This is a genomic window from Streptomyces sp. NPDC057099, assembly GCF_042671245.1.
GTDB classification, from domain to species: domain Bacteria; phylum Actinomycetota; class Actinomycetes; order Streptomycetales; family Streptomycetaceae; genus Streptomyces; species Streptomyces purpurascens.
On the sequence record NZ_JBHUTX010000007.1, the window covers coordinates 97,282 to 121,696 of the forward strand.

The 24,415-nt window shown below is 72.9% G+C and carries 21 protein-coding genes; all 21 read left to right on the forward strand.

What is annotated here, in order from left to right; all coding sequences use genetic code 11:
* Positions 1–36: 36 nt before the first annotated feature.
* The 21 genes from ACFT4A_RS12560 to ACFT4A_RS12660 all read left to right on the forward strand — a co-directional run bounded on the left by ACFT4A_RS12560 (position 37) and on the right by ACFT4A_RS12660 (position 24,395).
* Positions 37–855, forward strand: a complete 819-nt coding sequence (locus tag ACFT4A_RS12560) for a TIGR03084 family metal-binding protein (protein ID WP_382828685.1) — start codon at positions 37–39, stop codon at positions 853–855.
* Positions 852–2,519 (forward strand): acyclic terpene utilization AtuA family protein, encoded by a 1,668-nt coding sequence (locus ACFT4A_RS12565; RefSeq protein WP_382828688.1) that lies wholly within the window; start codon positions 852–854, stop codon positions 2,517–2,519. The genes ACFT4A_RS12560 and ACFT4A_RS12565 overlap by 4 nt, the downstream gene beginning before the upstream one ends.
* On the forward strand, positions 2,516–4,114 hold the full coding sequence (locus tag ACFT4A_RS12570) for an acyl-CoA carboxylase subunit beta (protein WP_382828691.1): 1,599 nt from the start codon (positions 2,516–2,518) through the stop codon (positions 4,112–4,114). Before ACFT4A_RS12565 ends, ACFT4A_RS12570 begins: the two co-directional genes overlap by 4 nt.
* An 11-nt stretch (positions 4,115–4,125) precedes the next feature.
* The gene (locus ACFT4A_RS12575) at positions 4,126–5,997 is read left to right on the forward strand and encodes an acetyl/propionyl/methylcrotonyl-CoA carboxylase subunit alpha (RefSeq protein WP_382828693.1); all 1,872 of its coding nucleotides are present in this window, start codon (positions 4,126–4,128) and stop codon (positions 5,995–5,997) included.
* A 55-nt stretch (positions 5,998–6,052) separates the two neighbouring features.
* Complete coding sequence (locus ACFT4A_RS12580; protein WP_382828695.1) at positions 6,053–7,180, forward strand: acyl-CoA dehydrogenase family protein; 1,128 nt, start codon at positions 6,053–6,055, stop codon at positions 7,178–7,180.
* Positions 7,181–7,215: 35 nt separating this feature from the next.
* Positions 7,216–8,784, forward strand: coding sequence for a 4-coumarate--CoA ligase family protein (locus tag ACFT4A_RS12585; RefSeq protein WP_382828698.1), 1,569 nt, complete (start codon positions 7,216–7,218; stop codon positions 8,782–8,784).
* Positions 8,781–9,515: an enoyl-CoA hydratase family protein gene (locus ACFT4A_RS12590; protein ID WP_382828700.1), complete on the forward strand. Its 735-nt coding sequence runs from the start codon at positions 8,781–8,783 to the stop codon at positions 9,513–9,515. The genes ACFT4A_RS12585 and ACFT4A_RS12590 overlap by 4 nt, the downstream gene beginning before the upstream one ends.
* The gene (locus tag ACFT4A_RS12595) at positions 9,503–10,114 is read left to right on the forward strand and encodes a TetR/AcrR family transcriptional regulator (protein WP_382828703.1); all 612 of its coding nucleotides are present in this window, start codon (positions 9,503–9,505) and stop codon (positions 10,112–10,114) included. The genes ACFT4A_RS12590 and ACFT4A_RS12595 overlap by 13 nt, the downstream gene beginning before the upstream one ends.
* A 188-nt stretch (positions 10,115–10,302) precedes the next feature.
* Complete coding sequence (locus ACFT4A_RS12600) at positions 10,303–11,049, forward strand: class I SAM-dependent methyltransferase (RefSeq protein ID WP_382828706.1); 747 nt, start codon at positions 10,303–10,305, stop codon at positions 11,047–11,049.
* 122 nt (positions 11,050–11,171) lie between these two features.
* Positions 11,172–11,507, forward strand: a complete 336-nt coding sequence (locus tag ACFT4A_RS12605; protein ID WP_382828709.1) for a LuxR C-terminal-related transcriptional regulator — start codon at positions 11,172–11,174, stop codon at positions 11,505–11,507.
* Between the two features lie 168 nt (positions 11,508–11,675).
* Positions 11,676–11,852 carry an LxmA leader domain family RiPP gene (locus ACFT4A_RS12610; RefSeq protein WP_382828712.1) on the forward strand — a complete coding sequence of 59 codons (177 nt, stop codon included), beginning with the start codon at positions 11,676–11,678 and terminating at the stop codon, positions 11,850–11,852.
* Positions 11,853–12,087: 235 nt separating this feature from the next.
* Positions 12,088–13,053: an LLM class flavin-dependent oxidoreductase gene (locus tag ACFT4A_RS12615; RefSeq protein ID WP_382828715.1), complete on the forward strand. Its 966-nt coding sequence runs from the start codon at positions 12,088–12,090 to the stop codon at positions 13,051–13,053.
* Between the two features lie 11 nt (positions 13,054–13,064).
* Positions 13,065–13,811, forward strand: a complete 747-nt coding sequence (locus tag ACFT4A_RS12620; RefSeq protein ID WP_382828717.1) for a flavoprotein — start codon at positions 13,065–13,067, stop codon at positions 13,809–13,811.
* A gap of 8 nt (positions 13,812–13,819) precedes the next feature.
* Positions 13,820–14,770 (forward strand): hypothetical protein, encoded by a 951-nt coding sequence (locus tag ACFT4A_RS12625; protein WP_382828719.1) that lies wholly within the window; start codon positions 13,820–13,822, stop codon positions 14,768–14,770.
* On the forward strand, positions 14,767–17,370 hold the full coding sequence (locus ACFT4A_RS12630) for an insulinase family protein (RefSeq protein WP_382828722.1): 2,604 nt from the start codon (positions 14,767–14,769) through the stop codon (positions 17,368–17,370). Before ACFT4A_RS12625 ends, ACFT4A_RS12630 begins: the two co-directional genes overlap by 4 nt.
* The gene (gene lxmK, locus ACFT4A_RS12635) at positions 17,367–18,596 is read left to right on the forward strand and encodes a class V lanthionine synthetase subunit LxmK (RefSeq protein WP_382828723.1); all 1,230 of its coding nucleotides are present in this window, start codon (positions 17,367–17,369) and stop codon (positions 18,594–18,596) included. The genes ACFT4A_RS12630 and lxmK overlap by 4 nt, the downstream gene beginning before the upstream one ends.
* Positions 18,593–19,594 (forward strand): T3SS effector HopA1 family protein, encoded by a 1,002-nt coding sequence (locus ACFT4A_RS12640; protein WP_382828726.1) that lies wholly within the window; start codon positions 18,593–18,595, stop codon positions 19,592–19,594. Before lxmK ends, ACFT4A_RS12640 begins: the two co-directional genes overlap by 4 nt.
* A 64-nt stretch (positions 19,595–19,658) precedes the next feature.
* On the forward strand, positions 19,659–20,444 hold the full coding sequence (locus ACFT4A_RS12645) for an ABC transporter ATP-binding protein (RefSeq protein WP_382828729.1): 786 nt from the start codon (positions 19,659–19,661) through the stop codon (positions 20,442–20,444).
* Positions 20,420–21,988, forward strand: coding sequence for a transporter (locus ACFT4A_RS12650; protein ID WP_382828730.1), 1,569 nt, complete (start codon positions 20,420–20,422; stop codon positions 21,986–21,988). The genes ACFT4A_RS12645 and ACFT4A_RS12650 overlap by 25 nt, the downstream gene beginning before the upstream one ends.
* Positions 21,989–22,029: 41 nt before the next feature.
* Entirely contained in the window at positions 22,030–23,838 is a 1,809-nt protein-coding gene (locus tag ACFT4A_RS12655) for an ABC transporter ATP-binding protein (protein WP_382828733.1), read from the forward strand.
* Positions 23,838–24,395 (forward strand): hypothetical protein, encoded by a 558-nt coding sequence (locus tag ACFT4A_RS12660; RefSeq protein ID WP_382828735.1) that lies wholly within the window; start codon positions 23,838–23,840, stop codon positions 24,393–24,395. Before ACFT4A_RS12655 ends, ACFT4A_RS12660 begins: the two co-directional genes overlap by 1 nt.
* The last annotated feature ends 20 nt before the right edge of the window (positions 24,396–24,415 follow it).

Sequence of the window (24,415 nt, forward strand, 5' to 3'; positions counted from 1 at the left end):
ACCACCCCGCACACCGCCGTGCCCCAGGGAGCGCCCGTGTCCGATCCGACGTCCGTGATCGACGACCTGCGCGAGGAGAGCGAGGAACTCGACCACCTCGTGGCCGAAGCGAGCGCGCCGCGCTGGGCACTCGCCACCCCCGCCTCCGGCTGGACCGTCGCCCACCAGATCGCCCACCTCGCCTGGACCGACCGCTCGGCCCTGCTCGCCGTCACGGACGCCGACGGCTTCCGTGCCCTGGTCGAGAAGGCCCTCGCGGCCCCGGGCTCCTTCGTCGACGAGGGCGCCGAGGAGGGCGCGGGACTCCCGCCCGCCGAACTGCTCGCGCGCTGGCGTGAGGGCCGTACGGCACTGGAGAAGGCGCTGCGGGCTGCCCCGCCCAAGGCGCGCTTCCCCTGGTACGGCCCGCCCATGTCGGCGGCATCCATGGCGACGGCCCGCCTCATGGAGACCTGGGCCCATGGACAGGACGTGGCCGACGCCCTGGGTATGGTGCGCCCACCCACCGACCGGCTGCGGCATGTGGCCTGGCTCGGGGTGCGGACCCGGGACTTCGCCTACGGCGTGCACGGGCTGACCCCACCCGCCGAACCGTTCCGCGTCGAACTCCACGCACCCTCCGGCGACATGTGGGCGTACGGCCCCGAGAACGCCCCGCAACGCGTCACCGGCCCCGCCCTCGACTTCTGCCTCCTGGTCACCCAGCGCGCCCACCGCACCGACCTCACCCTGCACGCCGACGGCCCCGACGCCGACCGCTGGCTCGACCTCGCCCAGGCCTTCGCCGGACCACCGGGCAGCGGCCGCACACCGAAGCCGAAGCCGAAGCCGACGGGGGAGGGAGAGCCCGAGTGACCCTGCGCATCGGCAACGCCTCCGGCTTCTACGGCGACCGCTTCGACGCCCTGCGCGAGATGCTCACCGGCGGCGAACTCGACGTCCTCACCGGCGACTACCTCGCCGAGCTGACGATGCTGATCCTCGGCCGCGACCGGCTGAAGGACCCGGCCGCCGGGTACGCCCGCACGTTCCTGCGGCAGTTGGAGGACTGCCTGGGGATCGCCCACGAGCGGGGCGTCAAGATCGTCACCAACGCCGGCGGGCTCAACCCGGCCGGACTCGCCGACGCCGTACGCCACTTGGCCGACCGGCTCGGCATCCCCGTACGCGTCGCACACGTGGAAGGCGACGACCTCACCGCCCGCCACCCCGGCAGCCTCGCCGCCCACGCCTACCTCGGCGGATTCGGCATCGCGGCCTGTCTGCGGGAGGGCGCGGACCTCGTCGTCACCGGGCGGGTGACGGACGCGGCCCTCGTCACCGGGCCCGCCGCCGCCCACTTCGGGTGGCGGGAGACGGACTACGACCGGCTCGCGGGGGCCGTCGTCGCCGGGCACGTCCTGGAGTGCGGGGCGCAGGCCACCGGCGGCAACTACGCCTTCTTCCGGGACGGCGACGTCCGCCGCCCCGGCTTCCCGCTCGCCGAACTCCACGAGGACGGCGGCTGCGTCATCACCAAGCACCCCGGCACCGGCGGCTTCGTCGACATCGGCACCGTCACCGCCCAGTTGCTGTACGAGACGGCCGGTGCCCGGTACGCGGGGCCCGACGTCACCACCCGGCTGGACACCGTACGGCTCGGCCAGGACGGACCCGACCGGGTGCGGATCGACGGCGTGCGCGGAGAGGCGCCCCCGCCCACCCTCAAGGTCGGGCTCAACAAGCTCGGCGGCTTCCGCAACGAGGTCGTCTTCGTGCTCACCGGCCTCGACATCGAGGCCAAGGCCGCGCTGGTGCGGGAGCAGTTGGAACCGGCTCTCGGCAAGGCCGCCGACGTGCGCTGGGAGCTGGTGCGTACCGACCGGCCCGACGCTTCGAGCGAAGAGACGGCGAGCGCGCTGCTGCGGCTCGTCGTACGGGACCCGGACCAGGAGACCGTCGGGCGGGCGCTGAGCGGGGCGGCCGTGGAGCTGGCGCTCGCCAGTTACCCCGGCTTCCATGTGCTGGCCCCACCGGGGAAGGGCTCGCCCTATGGAGTCTTCGAGGATGTGTACGTCCCCCATGGGGCCGTCGACCATGTGGCGGTCCTCCATGACGGACGCCGGATTCCCGTGCCACCGGCCCACGACACCGCCGTACTCGACCGACTGCCCGACCCCCCGCTCCCGGCCCCCCTGCCGAACGGCCCCACCCGCCACGCCCCCCTCGGCCTCGTCGCGGGCGCCCGCAGCGGCGACAAGGGCGGCAACGCCAACGTCGGCGTCTGGGCCCGCACGGACGACGCCTGGCGCTGGCTCGCGCACGAGCTGACGGCCGAACGATTCCAGCAGCTGATCCCCGAGAGCCGCGAACTGCACGTCACCCGGCACCTCCTGCCCCAGCTCCGCGCCCTCAACTTCGTCGTCGAGGGCATCCTCGGCGCCGGCGTCGCCGACCGGCACCGTTTCGACCCGCAGGCCAAGGCCCTCGGCGAATGGCTGCGCTCCCGCCACCTGGACATACCGGAGGCCCTCCTGTGACCGTCCTGACCTCCGCGCTCGACCCCAACAGCCCCGAGCACCGGGACAACCGCGAGGCGATGCTCGCCAAGCTCACCGCACTCGACGCCGAGCACGCCAAGGCCCTCGCCGGCGGCGGCGAGAAGTATGTGGCCCGACACCGCAAACGCGGCAAACTCCTCGCCCGCGAGCGCATCGAGCTGCTCCTCGACCCCGACACGCCCTTCCTGGAGCTGTCCCCGCTGGCCGCCTGGGGCAGTGACTACACCGTCGGCGCGTCCCTCGTCACCGGCATCGGTGTCGTCGAGGGCGTGGAGTGCCTGATCACCGCCAACGACCCGACCGTGCGCGGGGGAGCGAGCAACCCCTGGTCGCTGAAGAAGGCCCTGCGCGCGAACGACATCGCCCTCGCCAACCGGCTGCCCTGCATCAGCCTGGTGGAGTCCGGCGGAGCCGATCTGCCGTCCCAGAAGGAGATCTTCATCCCCGGAGGCGCCATCTTCCGGGACCTGACACGGCTGTCGGCGGCCGGGATCCCGACCGTCGCCGTCGTCTTCGGCAACTCCACCGCCGGAGGGGCCTACATCCCCGGCATGTCCGACCACGTGATCATGGTCAAGGAACGGGCGAAGGTGTTCCTCGGCGGCCCGCCGCTGGTGAAGATGGCCACGGGCGAGGAGAGCGACGACGAGTCCCTGGGCGGCGCCGAGATGCACGCGCGCGTGTCCGGCCTGGCCGACTACTTCGCCGTCGACGAGCCCGACGCGCTCCGCCAGGCCCGGCGCGTGGTCGCCCGCCTCAACCACCGCAAGGCGTACGCCGATCCCGGCCCGGCCGAGCCCCCCAAGTACGCCGCCGACGAACTCCTCGGCATCGTCCCCGGCGACCTGAAGAGCCCCTTCGACCCGCGCGAGGTCATCGCCCGCATCGTCGACGCCTCCGACTTCGACGAGTTCAAGCCGCTCTACGGCACGAGCCTGACCACCGGCTGGGCCACCCTGCACGGCTATCCGGTCGGCATCCTCGCCAACGCCCAAGGCGTGCTGTTCAGCGAGGAGTCCCAGAAGGCCGCCCAGTTCATCCAGCTCGCCAACCAGCGCGACATCCCGCTGCTCTTCCTGCACAACACCACCGGCTACATGGTCGGCAAGGAGTACGAGCAGGGCGGCATCATCAAGCACGGCGCCATGATGATCAACGCGGTCAGCAACAGCCGCGTCCCTCACCTCTCCGTCCTGCTCGGCGCCTCCTACGGCGCCGGCCACTACGGCATGTGCGGACGGGCCTACGACCCCCGCTTCCTCTTCGCCTGGCCCAGCGCCAAGTCGGCCGTCATGGGCCCCCAGCAGCTCGCCGGCGTGCTGTCGATCGTCGCCCGGCAGTCCGCCGCCGCCAAGGGACAGCCGTACGACGACGAGGCGGACGCCGCCCTGCGCGCCATGGTGGAGCAGCAGATCGAGTCCGAGTCGCTGCCGATGTTCCTGTCCGGGCGGCTGTACGACGACGGCGTCATCGACCCGCGCGACACCCGCACCGTCCTCGGCCTGTGCCTGTCGGCCGTCCACACGGCGGCGTACGAGGGTGCGCGCGGTGGCTTCGGCGTCTTCCGGATGTGAGGGACCTTTCCGTGATCACTTCTCTGCTGGTCGCCAACCGGGGCGAGATCGCCTGCCGCGTCTTCCGCACCTGCCGCGAACTGGGCATCCGCACCATCGCCGTCCACTCGGACGCGGACGAGGGCGCCCTCCACGCACGCGTGGCCGACGCGAGCGTACGACTTCCGGGGGAGGCGCCCGCCGACACCTATCTGCGCGGCGACCTCATCGTGAAGGCGGCCGTCGCGGCCGGCGCGGACGCCGTGCACCCCGGATACGGCTTCCTCTCCGAGAACGCCGGCTTCGCCCGGGCCGTCCAGGACGCGGGCCTGCTCTGGATCGGCCCGCCCCCCGAGGCCATCGAGGCGATGGCGTCCAAGACCCGTGCCAAGCAGCTCATGGGCATCCAGCCCCTCACCCACGTCACCGAAACCGACCTGCCCGTACTGGTGAAGGCGGCGGCGGGCGGCGGCGGACGCGGCATGCGCGTCGTACGACGACTCGCGGACCTGGACGCCGAACTGGCCGCCGCACGTGCCGAGGCCGCGAGCGCCTTCGGCGACGGCGAGGTCTTCGTCGAGCCGTACGTGGAGAACGGCCGCCATGTCGAGGTCCAGATCCTCGCCGACACCCACGGCACGGTCCTGCCGCTCGGCACCCGCGACTGCTCCCTGCAGCGCCGCCACCAGAAGGTGATCGAGGAGGCTCCCGCACCCGGCCTCCCCGAGGAACTCCGGCAGGAGCTGAGCACCCTCGCCGTACGGGCCGCCCGGGCCGTCGACTACGTGGGCGCCGGCACGGTCGAGTTCCTCGTCGCCGACGGCAGGGCGCACTTCCTGGAGATGAACACCCGCCTCCAGGTAGAACACCCCGTGACGGAGGCCGTGTTCGGCCTCGACCTGGTCGCCGAACAGCTCAGGATCGCCGAGGGCAGCCCTCTCGAAGGCCACCCCTTCGACAACGACCCTCCACGCGCGCGTGGCCACGCCGTCGAGGCCCGCCTGTACGCCGAGGACCCGTCCCGCGACTGGGCCCCGCAGACCGGCCGCCTGCACCGCCTGTCCGTACCGGAAGGCGTCCGCCTGGACACCGGCTACACCGACGGCGACACCATCGGCGTCCACTACGACCCCATGCTCGCCAAGGTCGTGGCCCACGCCCCCACGCGCGCGGAGGCCCTCCGCGCACTCGCCTCCGCCCTGGAACGGGCCGTGATCCACGGCCCCGTCACCAACCGCGACCTCCTCGTCAGCTCCCTGCGGCACGAGGAGTTCACGGCGGCCCGTATGGACACCGGCTTCTACGACCGCCACCTGCCGGAACTGACGGCCCCCACCACCGACCCGCACGCCCCCCTCGCCGCCGCCTTGGCCGACGCCCACACCGGCTCCCGCGCGCACTCCCGCTTCGGCGGCTGGCGCAACGTCCCCTCACAGCCGCAGATCAAGCGCTATGCGATGGCGGGGGAGGAACACGAGGCCCACTACCGGCACACCCGCACGGGCCTGGAGGCGGACGGGGTGACCGTCGTACACGCAGACGCCGGTCTCGTCATCCTCGAAGTGGACGGCGTACGGCGAAGGTTCGAGGTATCCCGCTACGGCGACCACCGCTACGTCAACACCACCACCCTCACCGCCCTGCCCCGCTTCCCCGACCCGACCGCCCAGCACGCCCCCGGCTCCCTCCTGGCCCCCATGCCCGGCACGGTCGTCCGAGTGGCCGACGGCCTCACCCCAGGAACCCCCGTCAAGGCCGGCGACCCCCTCCTCTGGCTGGAGGCGATGAAGATGCAGCACAAGATCACGGCCCCGGTCACAGGAACGCTGAGCGAGCTACACGCCGTACCAGGCCAACAGGTGGAGCCGGGCGCGCTACTGGCGGTGGTGACAGAAGCCTCTTAGGGGCGCGGGGAACTGCGCGACCAGCCACGGACAACCCGCACCCGAAAGGACTCCGATGGACACGGAAGACCACAAGGCACTGCGAGAAGCCGTCTCAGCCCTGGGCAAACGCCACGGCCGAGGATCCGACCCCACCCAACTCTGGTCAGAAGCGGGCAAACTGGGCTACCTGGGCGTCAACCTCCCGGAGGAGCACGGCGGCGGAGGCGGCGGCATCACCGAACTCTCCCTCGTCCTCGAAGAACTCGGCGCATCCGGCTGCCCCCTCCTCATGATGGTCGTCTCACCAGCCATCTGCGGCACAGTCATCGCCCGCTTCGGCACAGCCGCCCAGAAACAAACCTGGCTCCCCGCCCTGGCAGACGGCTCCCGCCTCATGGCCTTCGGCATCACCGAACCCGACGCCGGCTCCAACAGCCACCGCATCACCACCACCGCCCGCCGCGACCAGGACACCGGCGACTGGATCCTCACCGGCCGCAAGGTCTTCGTCTCCGGCGTGGACATCGCGGACGCGACCCTCATCGTCGGCCGCACCGAGGACGCCCGCACCGGCAGCCTCAAGCCCTGTCTGTTCATCGTCCCGCGCGACACCCCCGGGTTCGGCCGCCGCCCCATCGACATGGAGCTCAACGCCGCCGAGAAGCAGTTCGAGCTGACCCTCGACGACGTACGGCTGCCCGCCGACGCCCTCGTCGGCGACGAGGACGCGGGCCTGCTGCAACTCTTCGCCGGCCTCAACCCCGAGCGCATCATGACGGCCGCCTTCGCGATCGGCATGGGCCGCTACGCACTCGCGCGAGCCGTCGAGTACGCCCGCGACCGCCAGGTCTGGAAGACCCCCATCGGCGCCCACCAGGCCATCGCCCACCCCCTCGCCCAGGCGCACATCGAGCTCGAACTCGCCCGCCTGATGATGCAGAAGGCCGCCCACCTGTACGACGCGGGCGACGACACGGGCGCCGGAGAGGCCGCCAACATGGCGAAGTACGCGGCCGGGGAGGCCTGCGTGAAGGCCGTGGACCAGGCCGTGCACACCCTCGGCGGCAACGGCCTCACCCGCGAGTACGGCCTGGCGCAGCTGATAACGGCCGCGCGCGTGGCTCGTATCGCACCGGTGAGCCGGGAGATGATTCTCAACTACGTCTCCCACCAGACTCTGGGCCTGCCCAAGTCGTACTGAGACGGCCGGCGACGGCCCGCGCGCGAGGAGGAACCATGTTCCGCAGCGAGTACGCAGACGTCCCGCTTGTCGACCTGCCCATCCACGACGCGGTCCTGGCCCGGGCCGCGGAGTTCGGCGGCATCCCGGCGCTGATCGACGGCACCGACGGCACCACCCTCTCCTACGAACAGCTCGACCGCTTCCACCGGCGCGTCGCCGCCGGGCTCGCCGAGGCCGGGGTCCGCAAGGGCGACGTCCTCGCCCTGCACAGCCCCAACACCATCGCCTTCCCCACCGCCTTCTACGCCGCCACGCGCGCGGGAGCCACCGTCACCACCGTGCACCCGCTCGCCACCGCCCAGGAGTTCGCCAAGCAGCTCACGGACTCGGCGGCCCGCTGGATCGTCACCGTGTCCCCGCTGCTGGACGTCGCCCGCCGGGCCGCCGAACTCGCGGGCGGCGTACGCGAGATCTTCGTGTGCGACAGCGCCACCGGCCACCGCTCCCTGATCGACATGCTGGCCTCCGCCGCCCCCGAGCCGATGATCGACATCGACCCCGCCGAGGACGTGGCGGCCCTCCCGTACTCCTCCGGGACCACCGGCACCCCCAAGGGCGTGCTGCTCACCCACCGGCAGATCGCCACCAACCTCGCCCAGCTCGACGGGGCGATACCCGCGGGCCCCGGCGACCGCATCCTCGCCGTCCTGCCGTTCTTCCACGTCTACGGCCTCACGGCCCTGATGAACGCACCCCTCAGAAAGGGCGCCACCGTCGTCGTCCTGCCCCGCTTCGACCTGGAACAGTTCCTCGCGGCCATCCAGAACCACCGCATCACCGGCCTCTACGTGGCCCCGCCGATCGTCCTGGCCCTCGCCAAGCACCCGGCCGTCGCGCGGTACGACCTGTCGTCCCTGAAATACATCCTCAGCGCCGCCGCACCCCTGGACGCCCGCCTCGCCGCAGCCTGCTCCGAGCGCCTCGGCCTGCCGCCCGTCGGCCAGGCCTACGGCATGACGGAACTGTCGCCCGGCACCCACGTCGTCCCCCTGGACGCGATGCCCGACGCCCCGCCCGGAACCGTCGGCAAGCTCATCGCCGGCACCGAGATGCGCATCGTCTCCCTGGACGACCCCGGCAAGGACCTCCCCGCCGGCGAGTCCGGCGAGATCCTCATCCGCGGCCCCCAGGTGATGAAGGGCTACCTCGGCCGCCCCGACGCCACCGCCGCGATGATCGACCCCGACGGCTGGCTGCACACCGGGGACGTCGGCCATGCCGACCCCGACGGCTGGCTCTTCGTCGTCGACCGCGTCAAGGAACTGATCAAGTACAAGGGCTTCCAGGTGGCCCCCGCCGAACTGGAGGCCCTCCTCCTCACCCACCCGGGCATCGCCGACGCCGCCGTCATCGGCACGTACAACGACGACGGCAACGAGATCCCGCACGCCTACGTGGTCCGCCAGCCGTCCGCCGCCGGCCTCTCGGAGGCGGAGATCATGATGTTCGTCGCCGAACGCGTCGCCCCCTACAAACGGATCCGGCACGTCACCTTCGTCGTCGGCGTCCCCCGCGCGGCCTCCGGCAAGATCCTCCGCCGACAGCTCAGGGAGAGCGCATGAGCCTCGTGACGCGCACCCGCGCGCGTGCCGTCGAGACCCTCACCCTCGACTCACCGCACAACCGCAACGCCCTGTCGGCGGCTCTGGTCGCCGACCTGGCCGACGCCCTCACCGACGCCGGCAAGGACACCGACGTCCGCGCGATCGTCCTCACCCACACCGGCAACACCTTCAGCGCCGGCGCCGACCTCAAGGACCCACCGCCCCCCGACGCCCTGGTCGGCCTGCTCCGGCAGATCATCGAACTGCCCAAGCCGGTCCTCGCCCGCGTCACCGGCCACGTCCGCGCGGGCGGCCTCGGCCTCCTCGCCGCATGCGACATCGCCGCCGCCTCCACCGAGGCCACCTTCGCCTTCACCGAGGTCCGCATCGGCGTCGCCCCCGCGGTCATCTCCCTGCCCCTGCTCCCACGCACCGACCCGCGCGCCCTGGCCCGCTACTACCTCACCGGCGAACGCTTCGACGCGGCGGAGGCACAGCGCACGGGCCTGCTCACCACACACGCCGATGAGGTCGACGGAGCCCTCGCCCCCATCCTGGACGGCCTGCGCAAATCCGCCCCCGACGCCCTGGCCGAGACGAAACGGCTGCTCACGGCTAGGGTGCTGGAAGCCTTCGACCGGGACGCGGCCGACCTGACCGCGCTCTCGGCCCGGCTGTTCTCCTCCGCGCAGGCCCGCGAGGGGATGACGGCCTTCCTCGAACGACGGGATGCGGCATGGGTGGTGTGAGCACGGTCGACCGTGCGGAGCGGGTCCCCAAGCAGGACCGCAGCCGCGCCACCCGGCAGCGGCTCCTGGAAGCCGCCGTGGCCTGCCTCGCCGCACACGGCTGGGCCGGCTCCACGGTGTCGGTCGTCGCCGAACGCGCCGGCGTCTCCCGCGGCGCCGCCCAGCACCACTTCCCGACCCGCGAGGACCTCTTCACGGCGGCCGTCGAATACGTCGCCGAAGAACGCTCCACGGCCCTGCGCGCCCTCTTCCCCGAGGGCGCGTCCGGAGACCGCCACGCGGTCGTCGCCGCCCTGGTCGACCTCTACACCGGCCCCCTCTTCCGCGCCGCCCTCCACCTCTGGGTAGCCGCCTCCAACGAGGACCAGCTCCGCCCCCGCGTCACCGAACTCGAATCCCGCGTGGGCCGCGAGACCCACCGCATAGCGGTCGACCTCCTCGCCGCCGACGAATCCCTCCCCGGCGTCCGCGAAACGGTCCAGGGCCTCCTCGACATGGCCCGAGGCCTCGGCCTCGCCAACCTCCTCACCGACGACCGGGCACGCCGGGAGCGGGTCGTCGTCCAGTGGGCGGCACTGCTGGACGCGGCACTGGACTGAGAGGGCCGTCCGGCTCCGGGCCCCGCTCACGGAAGAACATTTCCCTTCCGTCATAAACGGCACCCCCTTTCCGTACGGGACGGTTAAGATCGATCGGCTCCCGTCGCTGAGCCCTGTCCCTGTGGCCGGATTCCCAGGCGACGCTCGCAATCCCGGGAGCGCACCCAACCGACTCGGAGGTTTCCTTCATGTCCCTAGGCAACGTGCATTACGACGAGAAACTCGCCAGTGTCTACGACCAGATGTATCCGATCGAATTCGACACTTCTCTCGCTGTCGATCTCATCGCCTCCCTGGCTCCGGCGGGTGGCCGAGTCCTCGAACTCGGCGTGGGCAACGGGCGGATCGCTCTGCCGCTCGCCGCACGCGGCTTCCAGGTCCATGGCATCGACGGCTCCGAGGCCATGCTCGCCGTCCTGCGGGAGCGCGACGAGAAGGGCGAAGTGACCGCGATCGAGGGCGACTTCACCGAGACCGGGACCGGCCACACCTTCGACGTCGTCACGGTCGTGCTGAACACCTTCTTCGTGGCGACGACCCGGGAGCAGCAGATCTCCTGCCTGCGCATGGTGCGCGAACAGCTCCTCGCGGACGGAAAGTTCGTCCTCGAGGCATTTGACCCGACGCCTTACCACGGCATGGAGAAGCCGGAGTTCTCCATGCGGCACCTCGACGACGGGGCGGTGATGCTCGACACCCTCCAGGTCGACCGCTCGCACCAACTCATGTACGCGACGCACACGATCATCGACGGCGGCCGGCCTGAGACCAAGCATCATGTCCTGCGCTACGCCTTCCCGTTCGAGCTCGATCTCCTGGCCGAGCTGGCCGGACTGCGCCTGGTGGACCGCTGGGAGGACTGGGAGCGCAACCCGTACACGGCCCGGAGCTTCCGTCATGTGTCCGTCTACGAGAGGGCCGACGCCCCCGCGTGACCGGCCTGGGGTGGTTGACCCATGCGTTCCCGGGTTGTCCGGTTTTTCAAGGTGGACGATCGGTAAAGAATTGATCTAGAGTCCCCCATGGCATATGCAAATGGGGGAGGTTGTGTAAACACGTGGGGTTCTTACTGACGGAAGCCACAGACGCGACGGCCGGGCCTGACCAGCTCATCGCCGCCGCGGACAGCACGACCGCATCGTGCGGGTGCGAGGGGCTGAGCGCCCTCAGTTTCGACGCCTCCGGTGTGTCGAAGCTGACCGACAGGGAGCGCGAAGTGCTCCATCTGGTGGCCGTCGCGCTGCCCAACCGCACCATCGCCCGCCGGCTCGGCATCGCCGAACGCACGGTAAAGGCGCACGTGGCGAGCGTCGTCGAGAAGCTGAAAGTGGCATCGCGGCTGGAGGCCGCGCTGCTGGTGAATCTGCATCACGATCTGATCTGCCCGGGCTGAACTGACCTTGGGGTCACCTCCCCAAAGGACAATGGCCAGGGGTCGAATCGTGGGTTCAGACTTAGACGTCCTCAACAGCGCAACGAATGACGGACCACAAGTTCCGAATTCGCTGCTCGCTGCCATTTTCGGCGGCGATTTCACGTAACACTCTAGGAGAGTGCGGAAATGCAGAACGACATCGAGATGATGGAGCTCGTCGGCGGTTTCGAGGCCTACACCGAGGCTGCGGAGCTGAACATCGAGGCGTCCATCGAGGCCCCGGCCGCCACGCCGACCGTCACCATCGTCTACACGAAGGTCTCCGTCGCGAGCGTCTCGCTCACCGCGAAGCACAGCTGCTGAACCACGGTCAGCACACCGTCCCGCCCAGCGGCGGACGGTCGGGCCGCCTTTAGCGGCCGCACCACGACGGTCCTGGACGCGGCTCGTGCGTCCAGGACCGTCCGCGTGGGCCCCGAGCGATCCGGCGGATCCCTCGCCTCGGGCCCCGTCCCATTGTGCGCCAAGCAGCCCTAGGGTGACCCCCTCGCGGCCGCCGTGCGCCGGTCTCACCCACGAACCAGCGGAGCCCGCAGCGATGAGCCGACAAGTTTCCGTCCTCCTGCCGTTCGTCCCCGCGCGCGCCGAACAGGCCGCGCCCTTCGGGGCGTTCGTCCAGTGGCGGGGCGCCCACGCCCTCTGGCAGGGGCAGGGCTCGTCCACCGAGCAGCACCAGATCTTCACCCAGCTCGGCGGCATGGGCATGCGGATGCCCTTCGGGATCGGCGTCTCCCTGATGGCGCTGCGCCATCCGCTGCTCGCCGCGCTGGAGGCCCGTACCCTCGCCGCCTCCTCCGGGCACCCGGTCGTCGCCGGATTCGGCCCAGGCGCCCGCTCCTTCCAGGCCTCGATCCTGGGCGAGCCGTACGCCAGCCCGCTCACCGCGTCCCGCGAATACCTCACCCTGGTCCGTGCCCTGCTCCAGGGCGGCGAAGTCGACCACCGGGGCACCTACTTCTCGTACACCGGCGCCCTGCCGCAGGTGCCCGCGCCGAACGTGGACATCGGGCTCGGCGTGCTGCGCCCCGGCATGGCCCGGCTCGCCGGTGAGAGCGCCGACGTGGCCATCACCTGGCTGACACCGCCCGGATACGTCCGTGACGTGCTGGTACCCGCGCTGCGCGAGGGCGCCGAGGCCGCGGGCCGGCCGATGCCCCGTGTCGTCACGTTCGTCGCCACCGCCGCGGCGGCCGACGACCGCGACCTGGTCGCCACCCTCGCCCAGGGCAGCTCCGGCCACTTCGAGGGCCCGCACTACCGGGACATGCTCCAGCGCGCGGGCGTCCAGGTGCGCGACACCGACCACGACGGCATCGCGCGCGGACTGCTGCGCTCCGGCGGCATGCTCGCCGGGGACGCCGACGAGATCGGCGCGGGCGTGGCCGCCTTCCACGACGCCGGGGTCGACGAGGTCGTCCTCAACTGTGCCGGCGTCGCCATGCGATGGGGGCCCCGTGCTGTCCTGAGCGACCTGGACCGCCTGTTCAGCGGCAACGCCTGGTGACGGAGCAGACCATGACCCAGGAAGTGATGACACCGGCCGCACCCCTGCTGAACGTACGCCGTCTGCTGCTCATCGGCACCGGCTCGGTCTCCGCCCTCGATCTGCCGGGCTGGCTGGGCTGGCTCAGCGCCACCCATCCCGACCTGGAGACCCAGGTCGTCCTCACGCGCAGCGCCGAGCGGTTCGTCACGCTCCAGGCCGTCACCGGCATCACAGGACGCGTGGCGCTCCGGGACAGCTGGCCCGACGAACCGACGGTGTCCGTGCGCCACGTCGAACTGGGCGAGTGGGCCGAGGCCGTGGTCGTCTACCCGGCGACCCTCGCCTTCACCGCACGCTTCGCGCAGGGCCTCGCCGACAGCCCCGCCCTGCTCACCGCGCAGTGCACCCGGGTCCCCGTCGGCCTCGCGCCCGCCCTGCCGCCCGGCGGGGCCGGCAGCCACGCCTACCGGATGCACACCGAGGCGCTGAAGGCCCGCCCCAACGTGGTCGTCCTGCCGCCCGTGCCCGGCCGCAGCCAGACCACCGGCCGCATGGACAGCTGGGCCCCCGGGATGCTCCCCGACCTGCTGATCCGACTGGAACGCTGCCGCGTCGCACGTGCGGGGGCCGGGGTCGGGGCTGGGACCGGCGCTGAGACCGAGGCCAGGACCGGGGCCGAGGCCAGGACCGGGGCCGAGACCAGGACCGGCGCCGAGACCGAGACCGAGACCAGGACCGGCGCCGAAGCCGGGACCAGGGGCCGGCGCCCGCTATGAACCCGTCGGTGAACCCCGCGACCGGTGTGACCCCCTCCGCTGCTCCCGTGACCTCGTACGGCACCGGCCTGCTGACCACCGAGGTGCGCTCCGTGCCCGGCGGCTACGAGTGGCTGCGCGCCCCCGGCCCGGCGGCCCCCGCCCCCTTCCGGCCCGCCACCGACGACCTGCGCCGTCTGTGCGAGGACATCGGCGAGCACGAAGGGGTCCGTCTCGTGGTCGGCACGGAGACCGAGGCCGGTCGACGCTACCCGGCCGGTCATCACGAGTCCGTCGCCCACTACCTGCTCATCGGCGGCCCCTCGGCGGTCCCCGGCGGTGCGCCGGCTCTCCGGCGTGCCCTGCGCGGCACCGGCGCGTTGCTCGCCGCCCTGCACCGCGCCCCCGTGCCCGCCACGGCCCTGGAACCGGGGCCCGCCCGGGGACTCCTGCGGCTGTGGGGCTGGCTCACCGAAGGCACCGGGGCGGCGGCCTTCGCCGCGCATGACGGCGTACACGACGTTCTCCGCGACTGGTGTGCGCGGGCGCTGGGCGCCGGCGGGGACGGGCGGGCCGGTGCCGGCGACGACCGAGACCCGCTGCTCCCCCCGGTGCTCAGCCACGGCGCCCCGGGCCTCGGCTCCCTGGTGCTCGACCCGCGCGACGGCGCCGCCGTCCTGCTCACCGGCGAGGACCTCTGCCTCGCACCCTGGCCGTTCGACCTCGGCTGGATCACCGGCGAACTGGCCGAAATGCGCTGGGCACACGGCGGCGACCCCACCGAGTGGCAGCGGCTCCTCGGCGCCCTGGCCGAGGGATACGGGCGTGGTCCGGGCGATGCGCAGGGCCGCCGCTGGGCCGCCCTGCGCATCGCCCTGCACGCCCACGACACGCTCGCCTACAGCGACGCGAAGAGCGGTGCCGTCGGCGTGTACGTCCACCTGGCCGCGCGTCTCGTGCGGGCCGGTGACGCCCGGTGATCCGCAGGTTCACGCTGGCCAACGGCCTGCGGGTGGTGGTGGACCCCACCGACGCGGGGCCGCTCGCCGGAATCGCCGTGCACTACGGCGTCGGCTACCGGTCCGAGCCGCCCGGGCGGGCCGGATTCGCCCACCTCTTCGAGCACCTCATGTTCGACGGCAGCGAGCACTTCCCCGCCCGGGGCTATCTCGCCGAGGTGCTGGCGGCCGGCGGGGAGGCGAGCGGCACCACCCACCAGGACTACACCGACTACTTCCACACCGTCCCCGCACCGGCGCTGGAGCGGGCGCTGTTCGCCGAGGCGGACCGGATGCGGGCCCCGCGCTTCACCCCTTCCGGCCTCGCCGAGCAACTGACCGGCGTCGAGGGGGAGATCAGGCAGGCCGTGCACGAGGCACCGCTCGGCGGCTTCCCCTGGCCGCTGCTGCCCGCCCTGCTCTTCGACACCCACCCCAACGCCCATGACGGTTACGGGGACATCAGCGCGCTGGCCGGTGTCACGGTCGCGGACTGCGAGGAGTTCTTCCGGCTGCACTACGGACCCGGCAACGCCGTCCTGACCGTCTCCGGCGGCGGCGACGCCCGCCGCGTCGAGCGGCTGGTCACCCGGCACTTCGAGGACATCGCCCCCCGGCCGGTGCCCGGCCCGCCCGTGCTCACCGAGCCGGACCTCACCGGGGACCGCGTGCGCGTACGGCGCTTCCCCGGGCTGCCGCCCGGCTCCGGAGCCGTCGCCGTCGGCTACCGCCTCGAGGACCCCTCGGCCGGGCTGGAGGAGTATCTGGCCCACCTGGTGCTCGCCGAACTGCTGGGCGGCACCTCGCGTTCCGTGCCCGCCGACCGGCTTTACTCCGCCGCGTGCGGGTTCTTCGGACCGCTGGACGCCTGGACGCCCGACACGCTCACCGTCACGCTCCACCACCCCGGCGACGGCGCACCGGAAGAGACCCTCCGCCACCTCGACCGCGCCCTCGAAGCGGCGGCCCACGGGCTGCCCGGCACCGAGGTGGCCCTGGCCGCGCGACGGGTGGCCGCCGGGCTGCGCCGGGACGGCCACGGGCCGACGGCCCGCGCCCGCGGGCTCGGACGGCTGGAACTCCTCTTCGGCCGGGCGGAGCTCCACGACGAACTGCCCGCACACGTCGGCGAGATCGGCGCGGCGCGGGTCGCGGCCGCCGCGCGTGGCCTGCTCGCCGCACACCGTGCCGTCCTCGTCACCGAGCCCGCCCCCGCCCGCACGGCCGTCGCCCCGCTGCTCGACACCACACCCGCCGGCCCTTCCGCCCCGGGCCCGGCCCCCGAGGGCCCCCGCGAGGTGCCCGCCGCAGGGCCATCTCGACCGCTGGGCCTGAGCGCGCACACGGCGCTCGGACAGCCGGGCACGGACCGCTGGCGCGTGGTGGCGGTACGGGACGCGCGCGCGCCCTTGTGCGAGGTACGTCTGCGCCTGACCCCGCAGCCCGGTCTCAGCGCGGCGCTGCTGCACGTCCACTCCCATGTCCTCGGCGCGCGCTGGCAGGCGCAGCCGCTGTTCGCCACCGGTGGGCACACCGTCCGCGTCGAGGGCGGCCGGGTCCACCTGGACGGCTGGTTCACCACCGAGGTGTCCCCGCACTGGCCCGCCCTCCTCGGCGAACTCGTCAGCGCTCCTGTGGACAAGGACGAACTGGCGGCCGCCGCCCCCACCGCCGCCTCGGCACTGCACACCGCCCACCGCACCGAGGCAGGCCTGCTGGACCACGTACTGCCCCACCTCCTGGCCGGCCGCCCCGTCCCGCCGCTGGGCCCCCCGCTGCCCGCCGAGGCCCTCACGGCGGACGCGGACGGGCCCGGGCCTTGGGCGAACGGGCTGGTCGTGCTCGTAGGGGACATCGCGGAGGAGAGCGTGGCGGCGCGGACGCTGGCGGCTCTCGCCCCTGGCGCTCCCGACACGGCACCGGACGGAGCCGCACCGGAAGGGGCGGCCGCCGTCCCCGTTCCGCCGCCCACCACCCCGGCACCGCTCACCCGCCCCAAGCTCCTCCACCTGCCCGTCCCGGGCCCGCCCCGGCTGATCTGGACGGCCCGGGAACGGCCCTACCCCGCCCGGCAGGCCTCCGCCCGTGACCTCGCGGCCCGCTACCTCGCGGCCGTCGTGCTCGGCAGCGGGCACCCGTCCGCGCGGCTGACCCGGCTGACCACGCCCGAGGCGCCGCTCGGCTTTCCGGTCTTCGCCGGGCGGGACACCGCGTACGGGGCACCGCGCCTGTTCGTCACCGCGCAGCCGCCCGCGAGCGGGGCCGCCCGCGCGGCGCTCGCCGTGCGCGCGGAGATCCTGCGGCTGACCGCCGCACCGCCCACGGCCCAGGAGGTCGAGGCCGCACGGCGGTTCGCCGACGGCCAGCTGCACGGCATCTTCGAGACGCAGACGCACCTCGCCGACCGGATCGCCGCCTGGGAACTCCTGGGCCTCGACACCGGTCACACGGCCGCGTTCACCGAAGCCGTACGGAACCTGACGCCCGCCGAGGTGGCCCGCGCCTGTGCCGCGATCCTGCCCGACCCCGGTCTCATCGGTGTGCTCACCGGTCGGACCAGCGACCCCGAGGTGACACCGTGACCACGCTGCTGCGCTTCCTTCCGATCCCCCTGGCGGACGCACCAGAGGTGGAGGCCCTGCTGGTGCGCCTGGGACTGGGCCCCTTCGACCCGGCCACCCTCTCCGCCCTGCCCGGCCGCAACGACACCTGGGCGGGCACCACCGCGTCCGGGACCGCCGTGTTCGTCAAGCGGCTCACCGGGCCCGCCGAGGACGTACGGCGGCGCATGGACCGTGCTCTCGCCTTCGAGGCCCTCACGGCCACCGGACCCGAACGGGCCATGCGCGGCCCCCGGCTGCTGGGCAGCGACGAGGAAGGCGGCCTGCTGGCCTTCGAGTACCTCGAAGGGGCCCGCAACGGCACGGAGTTGATGCTGGACCAGACCTTCGGCCCGGACCTGGCCGCCCAGGCCGGCAAGGCCCTGGGCCTGCTGCACGCCACCGCCCTGCCCTGCGGGACCGGCGGCGGGAACGGTCGGGACGGCCAGGCCGTCCGCGCACTCGACACGTCCACCCCGCCACTGCCCTCCCTCGGTCTCCTCGAGGCACTGCCCCTGCCGATGTACGAGGAGGCCAGCAGCGCCGAACTCCAGACCTGGCAGCTGCTCCAGAACGACGCGTCACTGATCGCCGCCGTCACCGCCCTGCTGGAGGCCGAGCGCACGGCACCCAAGGTGCCCGCCCACTGCGACCTGCGCATGGACCAGTTCCTGGTGACCACCGGCACCACCGCCGAAACCGGCACCAAGACCGACACCACTGCCGACCCCGGCCGCCCCCGACTGTTGGTCGCCGACTGGGAGGAGTTCCGTGCCGGTGACGCGGCCCGCGACATCGGCGGCTTCGTGGGGGAGTGGCTGCACCGGTCCGTCCTGGACATCGTCATGCACCGGGGCGGCAGCGCACAGCAGGACGCCGACCCGCTGTCCGGCGCGGAGGCGTTCTCCCAGGCGGGCATGAGCCGCAAGACCGTGCTCCACCGGGGCCGCTCCAACCTGCTGCGCGTACGCCCGGTCATCGAGGCGTTCTGGGCCGGGTACCGCCAGGCCCGCCCCCGCGTCGACCCCGGCCTGGCACACCGCGCCACCGGCTTCGCGGGCTGGCACCTCCTGGACCGGCTGCTGGCCGGCGCCGCCCGCGCCAACCACCTGCGCGCCATCGAACGGGCCGCCGCCGGCATCGGACGCACCGCGCTGATCGCGCCGGCCCGTTTCACCACCACCCTCGGCCTCGGAGAGACCTCGTGACGGCACCCGCATCCACTCCCGCCCGGCCGCACACCGCCCCGGAACTCCTCGACGCGCTCCTCGGCATCCGGATCTCCGCCGACCTGCGCACCGCCTCGGCGGGCGGGCACACCACGGAACCGGGAGAGCCGGACGAGCTCCGTCCACGGCTCGCCGCCCTGCTCTACGACGTGGTGCACAGCGGCCGCCCGCACGGTGAGAAGACCCGGCTGAGCCTGCGCGACCCGGCCCTCGAGCAGGAACTCCGCGCAGCGGTCCCGCACCGGACGGTCCGCAGGCCCGCGACCCTCCTTCCCCCGCGCCGGACGACGCCCGACCTCGCCCCCGGCGTCCTCGTCGACCTCAACGGCGTCCGCGTCATGGTGCCGCCCGAGGCCGTCTCCGGTCCCGAGGCCCCCGCCACCACCGTCGCCGTGGCGTCCGCCCGTCCCGCCCTCTCACCCGGTTTCTTCTACGTCTGCGGCAGCAACGAGCCCACGAGCGACGATCAACTCCTGCGCGTGTACGTCCACTTGACCGACCCGCGACTCGCCGCACCGGTGTGGGCCGCCGTCCTGGAGGTCCTCGAGGACACCGGCGCGACCTACCACGCCAAGGCGCTGTCCTCCCCGTCGCTCTACCCGCGCAGGGACGCCCTCGTCGTCTACCTCGGCCGCCGGTCCTGGGCCGCCTGCCACACCGTGGCCGCCACCGTCCGCGACCTCCCCGGCATCGCCCCCGGCACCTCCGCGTTCACCCACCGCCTCGCTCCCGGTGCCGCCATCGCCTGGGAGCCCGACGACACCCGGCCCGGCATGGCCACCATGAGCTTCGGACAGCACCGCGCGAACGCCCTGGCCGAGGCCGCCGTACGGGCCGCGCACGAGGGCTTCGACCCGGCCGCACCCCAGTCCCGCACGGCCCTGGCCACCGTGCTCGCCGAGGTCTGCCACACGGCCGGCATCGACGCCTCGGCCCCCTTCAGAAGCCTCGGTTCCCCGGCGGTACCCAGCCCGTGACCGCCCCCATCCCCCCCCACAACGGGCCGCCCGCCCCGCAGCGGGCAGAGAAAGGAGTGACACCGTGACATCGTCAGCCGCCGTCGAGGTGCGCGGCCTGCGGAAGGCATTCGAGGACAAGGTCGCCGTCGACGGCGTCGAACTGACCGTCCCCAGAGGCAGTTTCTACGGCCTCGTCGGCCCCAACGGGGCGGGCAAAACCACCAGCCTCTCCATGATCACCGGCCTGCTGCGCCCGGACGCGGGCACCGTCACCGTCGCCGGCCACGACGTCTGGCAGAACCCGTACGAGGCCAAGGAACGCATCGGCATCCTCCCCGAGGGCCTGAGGCTCTTCGAGCGCCTCGGCGGACGGGAACTGCTGGCCTACACCGGCCGGTTGCGCGGCCTGTCCGGAGCCGAGACGGACGAGCGTGCCGACCAGCTGCTCGACGTCCTGGGCCTGACCGAGGCGGCGGACAAACTGGTGGTCGACTACTCGACCGGTATGCGCAAGAAGATCGGCCTGGCGGCGGCCCTGCTGCACAACCCGCCGGTGCTGTTCCTCGACGAACCCTTCGAGAGCGTCGACCCCGTCTCCGCGCAGACCATCCGCGAAGTGCTCCGCAGCTACACCGAGTCCGGCTCCACCGTGGTCTTCTCCAGCCATGTGATGGAACTGGTCCAAGCACTGTGCAGCCATGTGGCGATCATGGCGGACGGCCGGATCGTCATCACCGGAACCCTCGACGAGGTGCGCGGCGGACGCAGCCTCAACGACGCCTTCATGGACCTCGTCGGCTCGCCCCGCACCACCGGCACGACCAAGGGGAAGGGGGCGCTCCAGTGGTTGGGCTCTTCGTCCGCCTGAAACTGGCCCTGCTCAGGGGAAGCCTGCGTCGCAGCCCCTCCCGGGCCACCGGTTTCGTCATCGGCGTGCTGGCGGCACTGACCACCGCCGGTCTCACCGCCGCCCAACTCGCCCAGCGGCACGGCGAACCCGGCGCGGCCGACCTCGTCGTCCTCACCTACGCCGGTCTGCTGATCGGCTGGGTCGTGCTGCCGCTCTCCGCGGGCTCCGGGGCGGGGGACGAGAGCGCCGACCCCACCCGGCTCGCCGTACTCCCGCTGCGCCCCCGGCCGCTCATCATCGGTTCCACCGCCGCCGCACTGGTCGGCCCCGGCCCGCTGGTCACCCTGGTGGTACTCGCCGGCGCCACGGCCGCCGTGACCGGCACGGGCGCCGCCCTCGCGGTCGCCCTCCCGGCCGCGCTGCTCGCCCTGCTGCTGTGCGTGGTCACCTCCCGGGCCGTCATCGCCGCCTACGCGCGTGCCCTGACCAGCCGACGCGGCAAGGACGTCGCGGCCATGGGCGGACTGCTCGTCGCCGTCGTCTCCTTCACCGCGTACCTGCTGCTCTCGTCGGCGGGAACGCCCGAGCCGAGCGTCCCGCCCGTCGTGTCCGAGGTGCTCCGCCGGACGCCCCCGGGCTGGCTCGCCGACGCGCCGCACGCCGCCACCGAGGGCCGGTACGGCGTCGCCCTTGCCGAACTCGGCGCGACCGCCCTGCTGATCCTGCTCCTGATGGGGTGGTGGCACCACTCCCTGGTGCGGCTCATGACCACCAGCGACCGGTCCACCGCCCAGTCGGCCCGCTCCCGCTCCACCGGCGCGGGCGTCCTGGCCCGGCTGACCTCCCGCAGCCGCACCCTCCTCATCACCCACCACCAGCTGCGCTCCTTCGCCCGGGCACCCAGGCACCGCATGCTGATGGTCACCTCGCTGGCCTACTCCTCGATCTTCCCGCTCGTCCTGGTGGCGGTGGCCGTCAAGAATCCGTACGCCGCCCTGGGCGGGGCCTGGGTGTTCGCGCTGAGCTCCCCGTCGATGCTGTTCACCATGGACGGTTCCGCCGTCTGGACGAACGTTGCCACCACCCGCAGCGTCGCCCACGCCCGCGCCGAGGTGACCGGCCGCTTCCTCGCCCAGCTCCTCGTGGCCGTGCCCTGGCTGACCGCGATCACCGTCGTGACCGGACTGGCCACCGGGACGACGGCGCAGATCCCCGAAGTCCTGGGCCTGATCTACGCGCTGCTCGGCGTGACCTTCTCCATGGGCGCGGTCATCAGCGTCCGCTGGCCCTACGCGTTCGAGCACGACTCGATCCTCGCCGGGGTGCCCGGACAGGGCGGCACCTACCACCTGATGAACTTCGTCGCCTCGATCGCCGGCCCCCTGGCCACCACCCCCCTGGTGGTGGGCGCGGTCCTGCTGCACGACACGGGCTCCGCCTGGCTGCTGCTGCCCGCGGGGCTCGGCTACGGCCTGCTCGTGACCTTCGTGGTCCTGCGACGCACGGGCACCCGCCTGTTCCACACCTACCCGGACGTACTCAACGCCCTTCGCCTGGGCTGACGTACGGCCACCGCCACCGGACGACAAGGACCCCACCCGCCGTGACGACCGCTGCCCACGACTCGTCCTTCCGACAGCTCCTCGTCCATGCCCGGCCGCACCGAGGCACGCTGGCCTTCGGCGCGGCGCTCACGACAGCGGGTGCCCTGACCGAACTCGCCCAGCCCCTCGTGGCCAAGTCGGTGGTGGACGCCCTGGCCGTCGGCGACAGCATGGTGCGGCCGGTCCTGCTGCTGGCCCTGCTGGTGCTCGGCGGGGCGGTTGTCGGCGCCTTCGGCCGCTTCCTCATGGAACGCGCGGCGGAGGGCGTCGTCCTCACCGCGCGCCGCGGCCTCATCGCCCGGCTGCTGCGGCTGCGCGTGGACAGCCTGGACCGGCAGCAGCCGGGCGACCTCATCTCCCGGGTCACGGCCGACACCACCTTGCTGCGCTCGGCCGCCACCAGCCATCTGGTGGAGGTCGGCGTCGGCACCGTCTCCCTGATCGGCATGCTCGTCCTGATGGCCCGGCTCGACCTCGTGCTGTTCCTGGTGGTCCTCGGCGTGGTCGTCCTGATCGGCTGCTGCTCCCTGCTCGTGATGCCGAGGATCGGCCGGGCCGGCCGCCAGGCCCAGGAGGCCCTCGGCGAACTCGGCGCCGGCCTCGAACGGGTCCTGGGCGCCTTCCGCACGGTCAAGGCCGCCGGCGCCGAGGACCACGAGGCGGCGGTGCTGAACGACGCCGCCGCACGGGCCTGGCAGCGCGGGGTGCTCGCGGCCCGCTGGGGCGCCATCGCCGGTGTCGCGAGCGGCCTCGCGATCCAGCTGTCGTTCCTTTCGGTGCTCGGCGTGGGCGGCACCCGCGTCGCCGACGGCACCCTGCCCGTCTCCTCGTTGATCGCCTTCCTGCTCTACCTCTTCTACCTGGTGGCGCCGATCCACCAACTGGTCTCCGGTGTCACCGGCCTCCAGATCGGCATGGCCGCCGTGCGCCGCATGGGCGAACTGGAGGACATGGCCCAGGAACCCTCCCACGGGCCCGCCGCGACCCCCACCGCCCACGGCCGCGCCAGGACCGACGACGACGCGCGGCCGAGCGGAGCCGCCGTACGGTTCCGCGACATCGCCTTCCGGTACGACGAGACCGGCCCTGCGGTCCTGGACGGCCTCTCCTTCGACGTGCCGTCCAACGGCCTGACCGCCGTGGTCGGCCCTTCCGGCGTGGGCAAGAGCACCCTGTTCGCCCTGCTGGAGAGGTTCTACGAAGCAGACGCCGGCAGCATCGAGGTCGACGGCCGGGACGTGCGCGACTGGCCGCTGCCCGAACTGCGCCGCGCCATCGGCCTGGTGGAACAGGACGCCCCCGTCCTCGCCGGGACCCTCAGGGACAACCTGCTCCTCGCCGCCTCCGACGCCACCGAGGAGGAGCTCGAACGAGCCGTCGCCACCGCGCGCCTGTCCGCTCTCGTGGACCAGTTGCCGAAGGGCCTCGACACCCCCGTCGGCCACCGCGGCACCACCCTCTCCGGCGGACAGCGCCAGCGCGTCGCCATCGCCCGCGCGCTGCTGCGCCGCCCCCGCCTGCTGCTGCTCGACGAGGCGACCAGCCAGCTCGACGCCCTCAACGAACTCGAGCTGCGCGACGCCATCGCCGAGATCTCCCGGACGACCACGGTGCTGGTGGTGGCCCACCGGCTGTCCACCGTCACCGGGGCGCACCAGATCCTGGTCCTCGACCAGGGCCGGGTCCGCGCCTCCGGCACCCATGAGGAACTGGCCCGCACCGACGACCTCTACCGGGTCCTGTCCTCGACCCAGATGCTCGGCCCCGACGCACACCCCTCCATCCCTGTCCTGAAAGGACGATCCTGATGCGACGTATCGCCACGGCCGCCGGTGCCCTCTTCGCGGGCGCCCTCACCCTGCTCGCCGCCGCGCCCTCCGCCACCGCGGCGGACGGCGCCTGGTCCGTGAAGCACGGGGCGGGCAGCGCCTCGGGCGTGATCCGCCCGGTGGACGGCAAGAGCCTGCTCCAGGGCGAACTGCGCGGCGCCGGCCCGGAGTGCTACTCCCTGCTGATCCAGCCGATGTCCGGCGTCTTCCCGTTGCCCTCGACCAAGGTCGCCACCCATTGCGGTGCCGGCGCGACGCCGGTCAACAGGGAGTACGTCGGCACGCCGAACCTGATGGTCTGCCGGGGCAGCGCCGCGCCCTTCGCGGACTGCGGCCCCGCCCAGCGCCTGCCCGAGGGCTTCAACCCGCCGCAGGGCTACGTCAAGGAGGCCGAGTGGCTGGGCACAGAGGCCATGTGCCGGGCCGAGGGAGACAAGGGAGTCGCCGCGGGCCGGTGGAGCGCGTACCTGTGCCGCTCGGTCTACCGGACGGTCGACGTGCCCATGCTCTACCAGCAGCTCTACGTCAAGAAGTGAACAGGAAGGGGCGGCTCGCC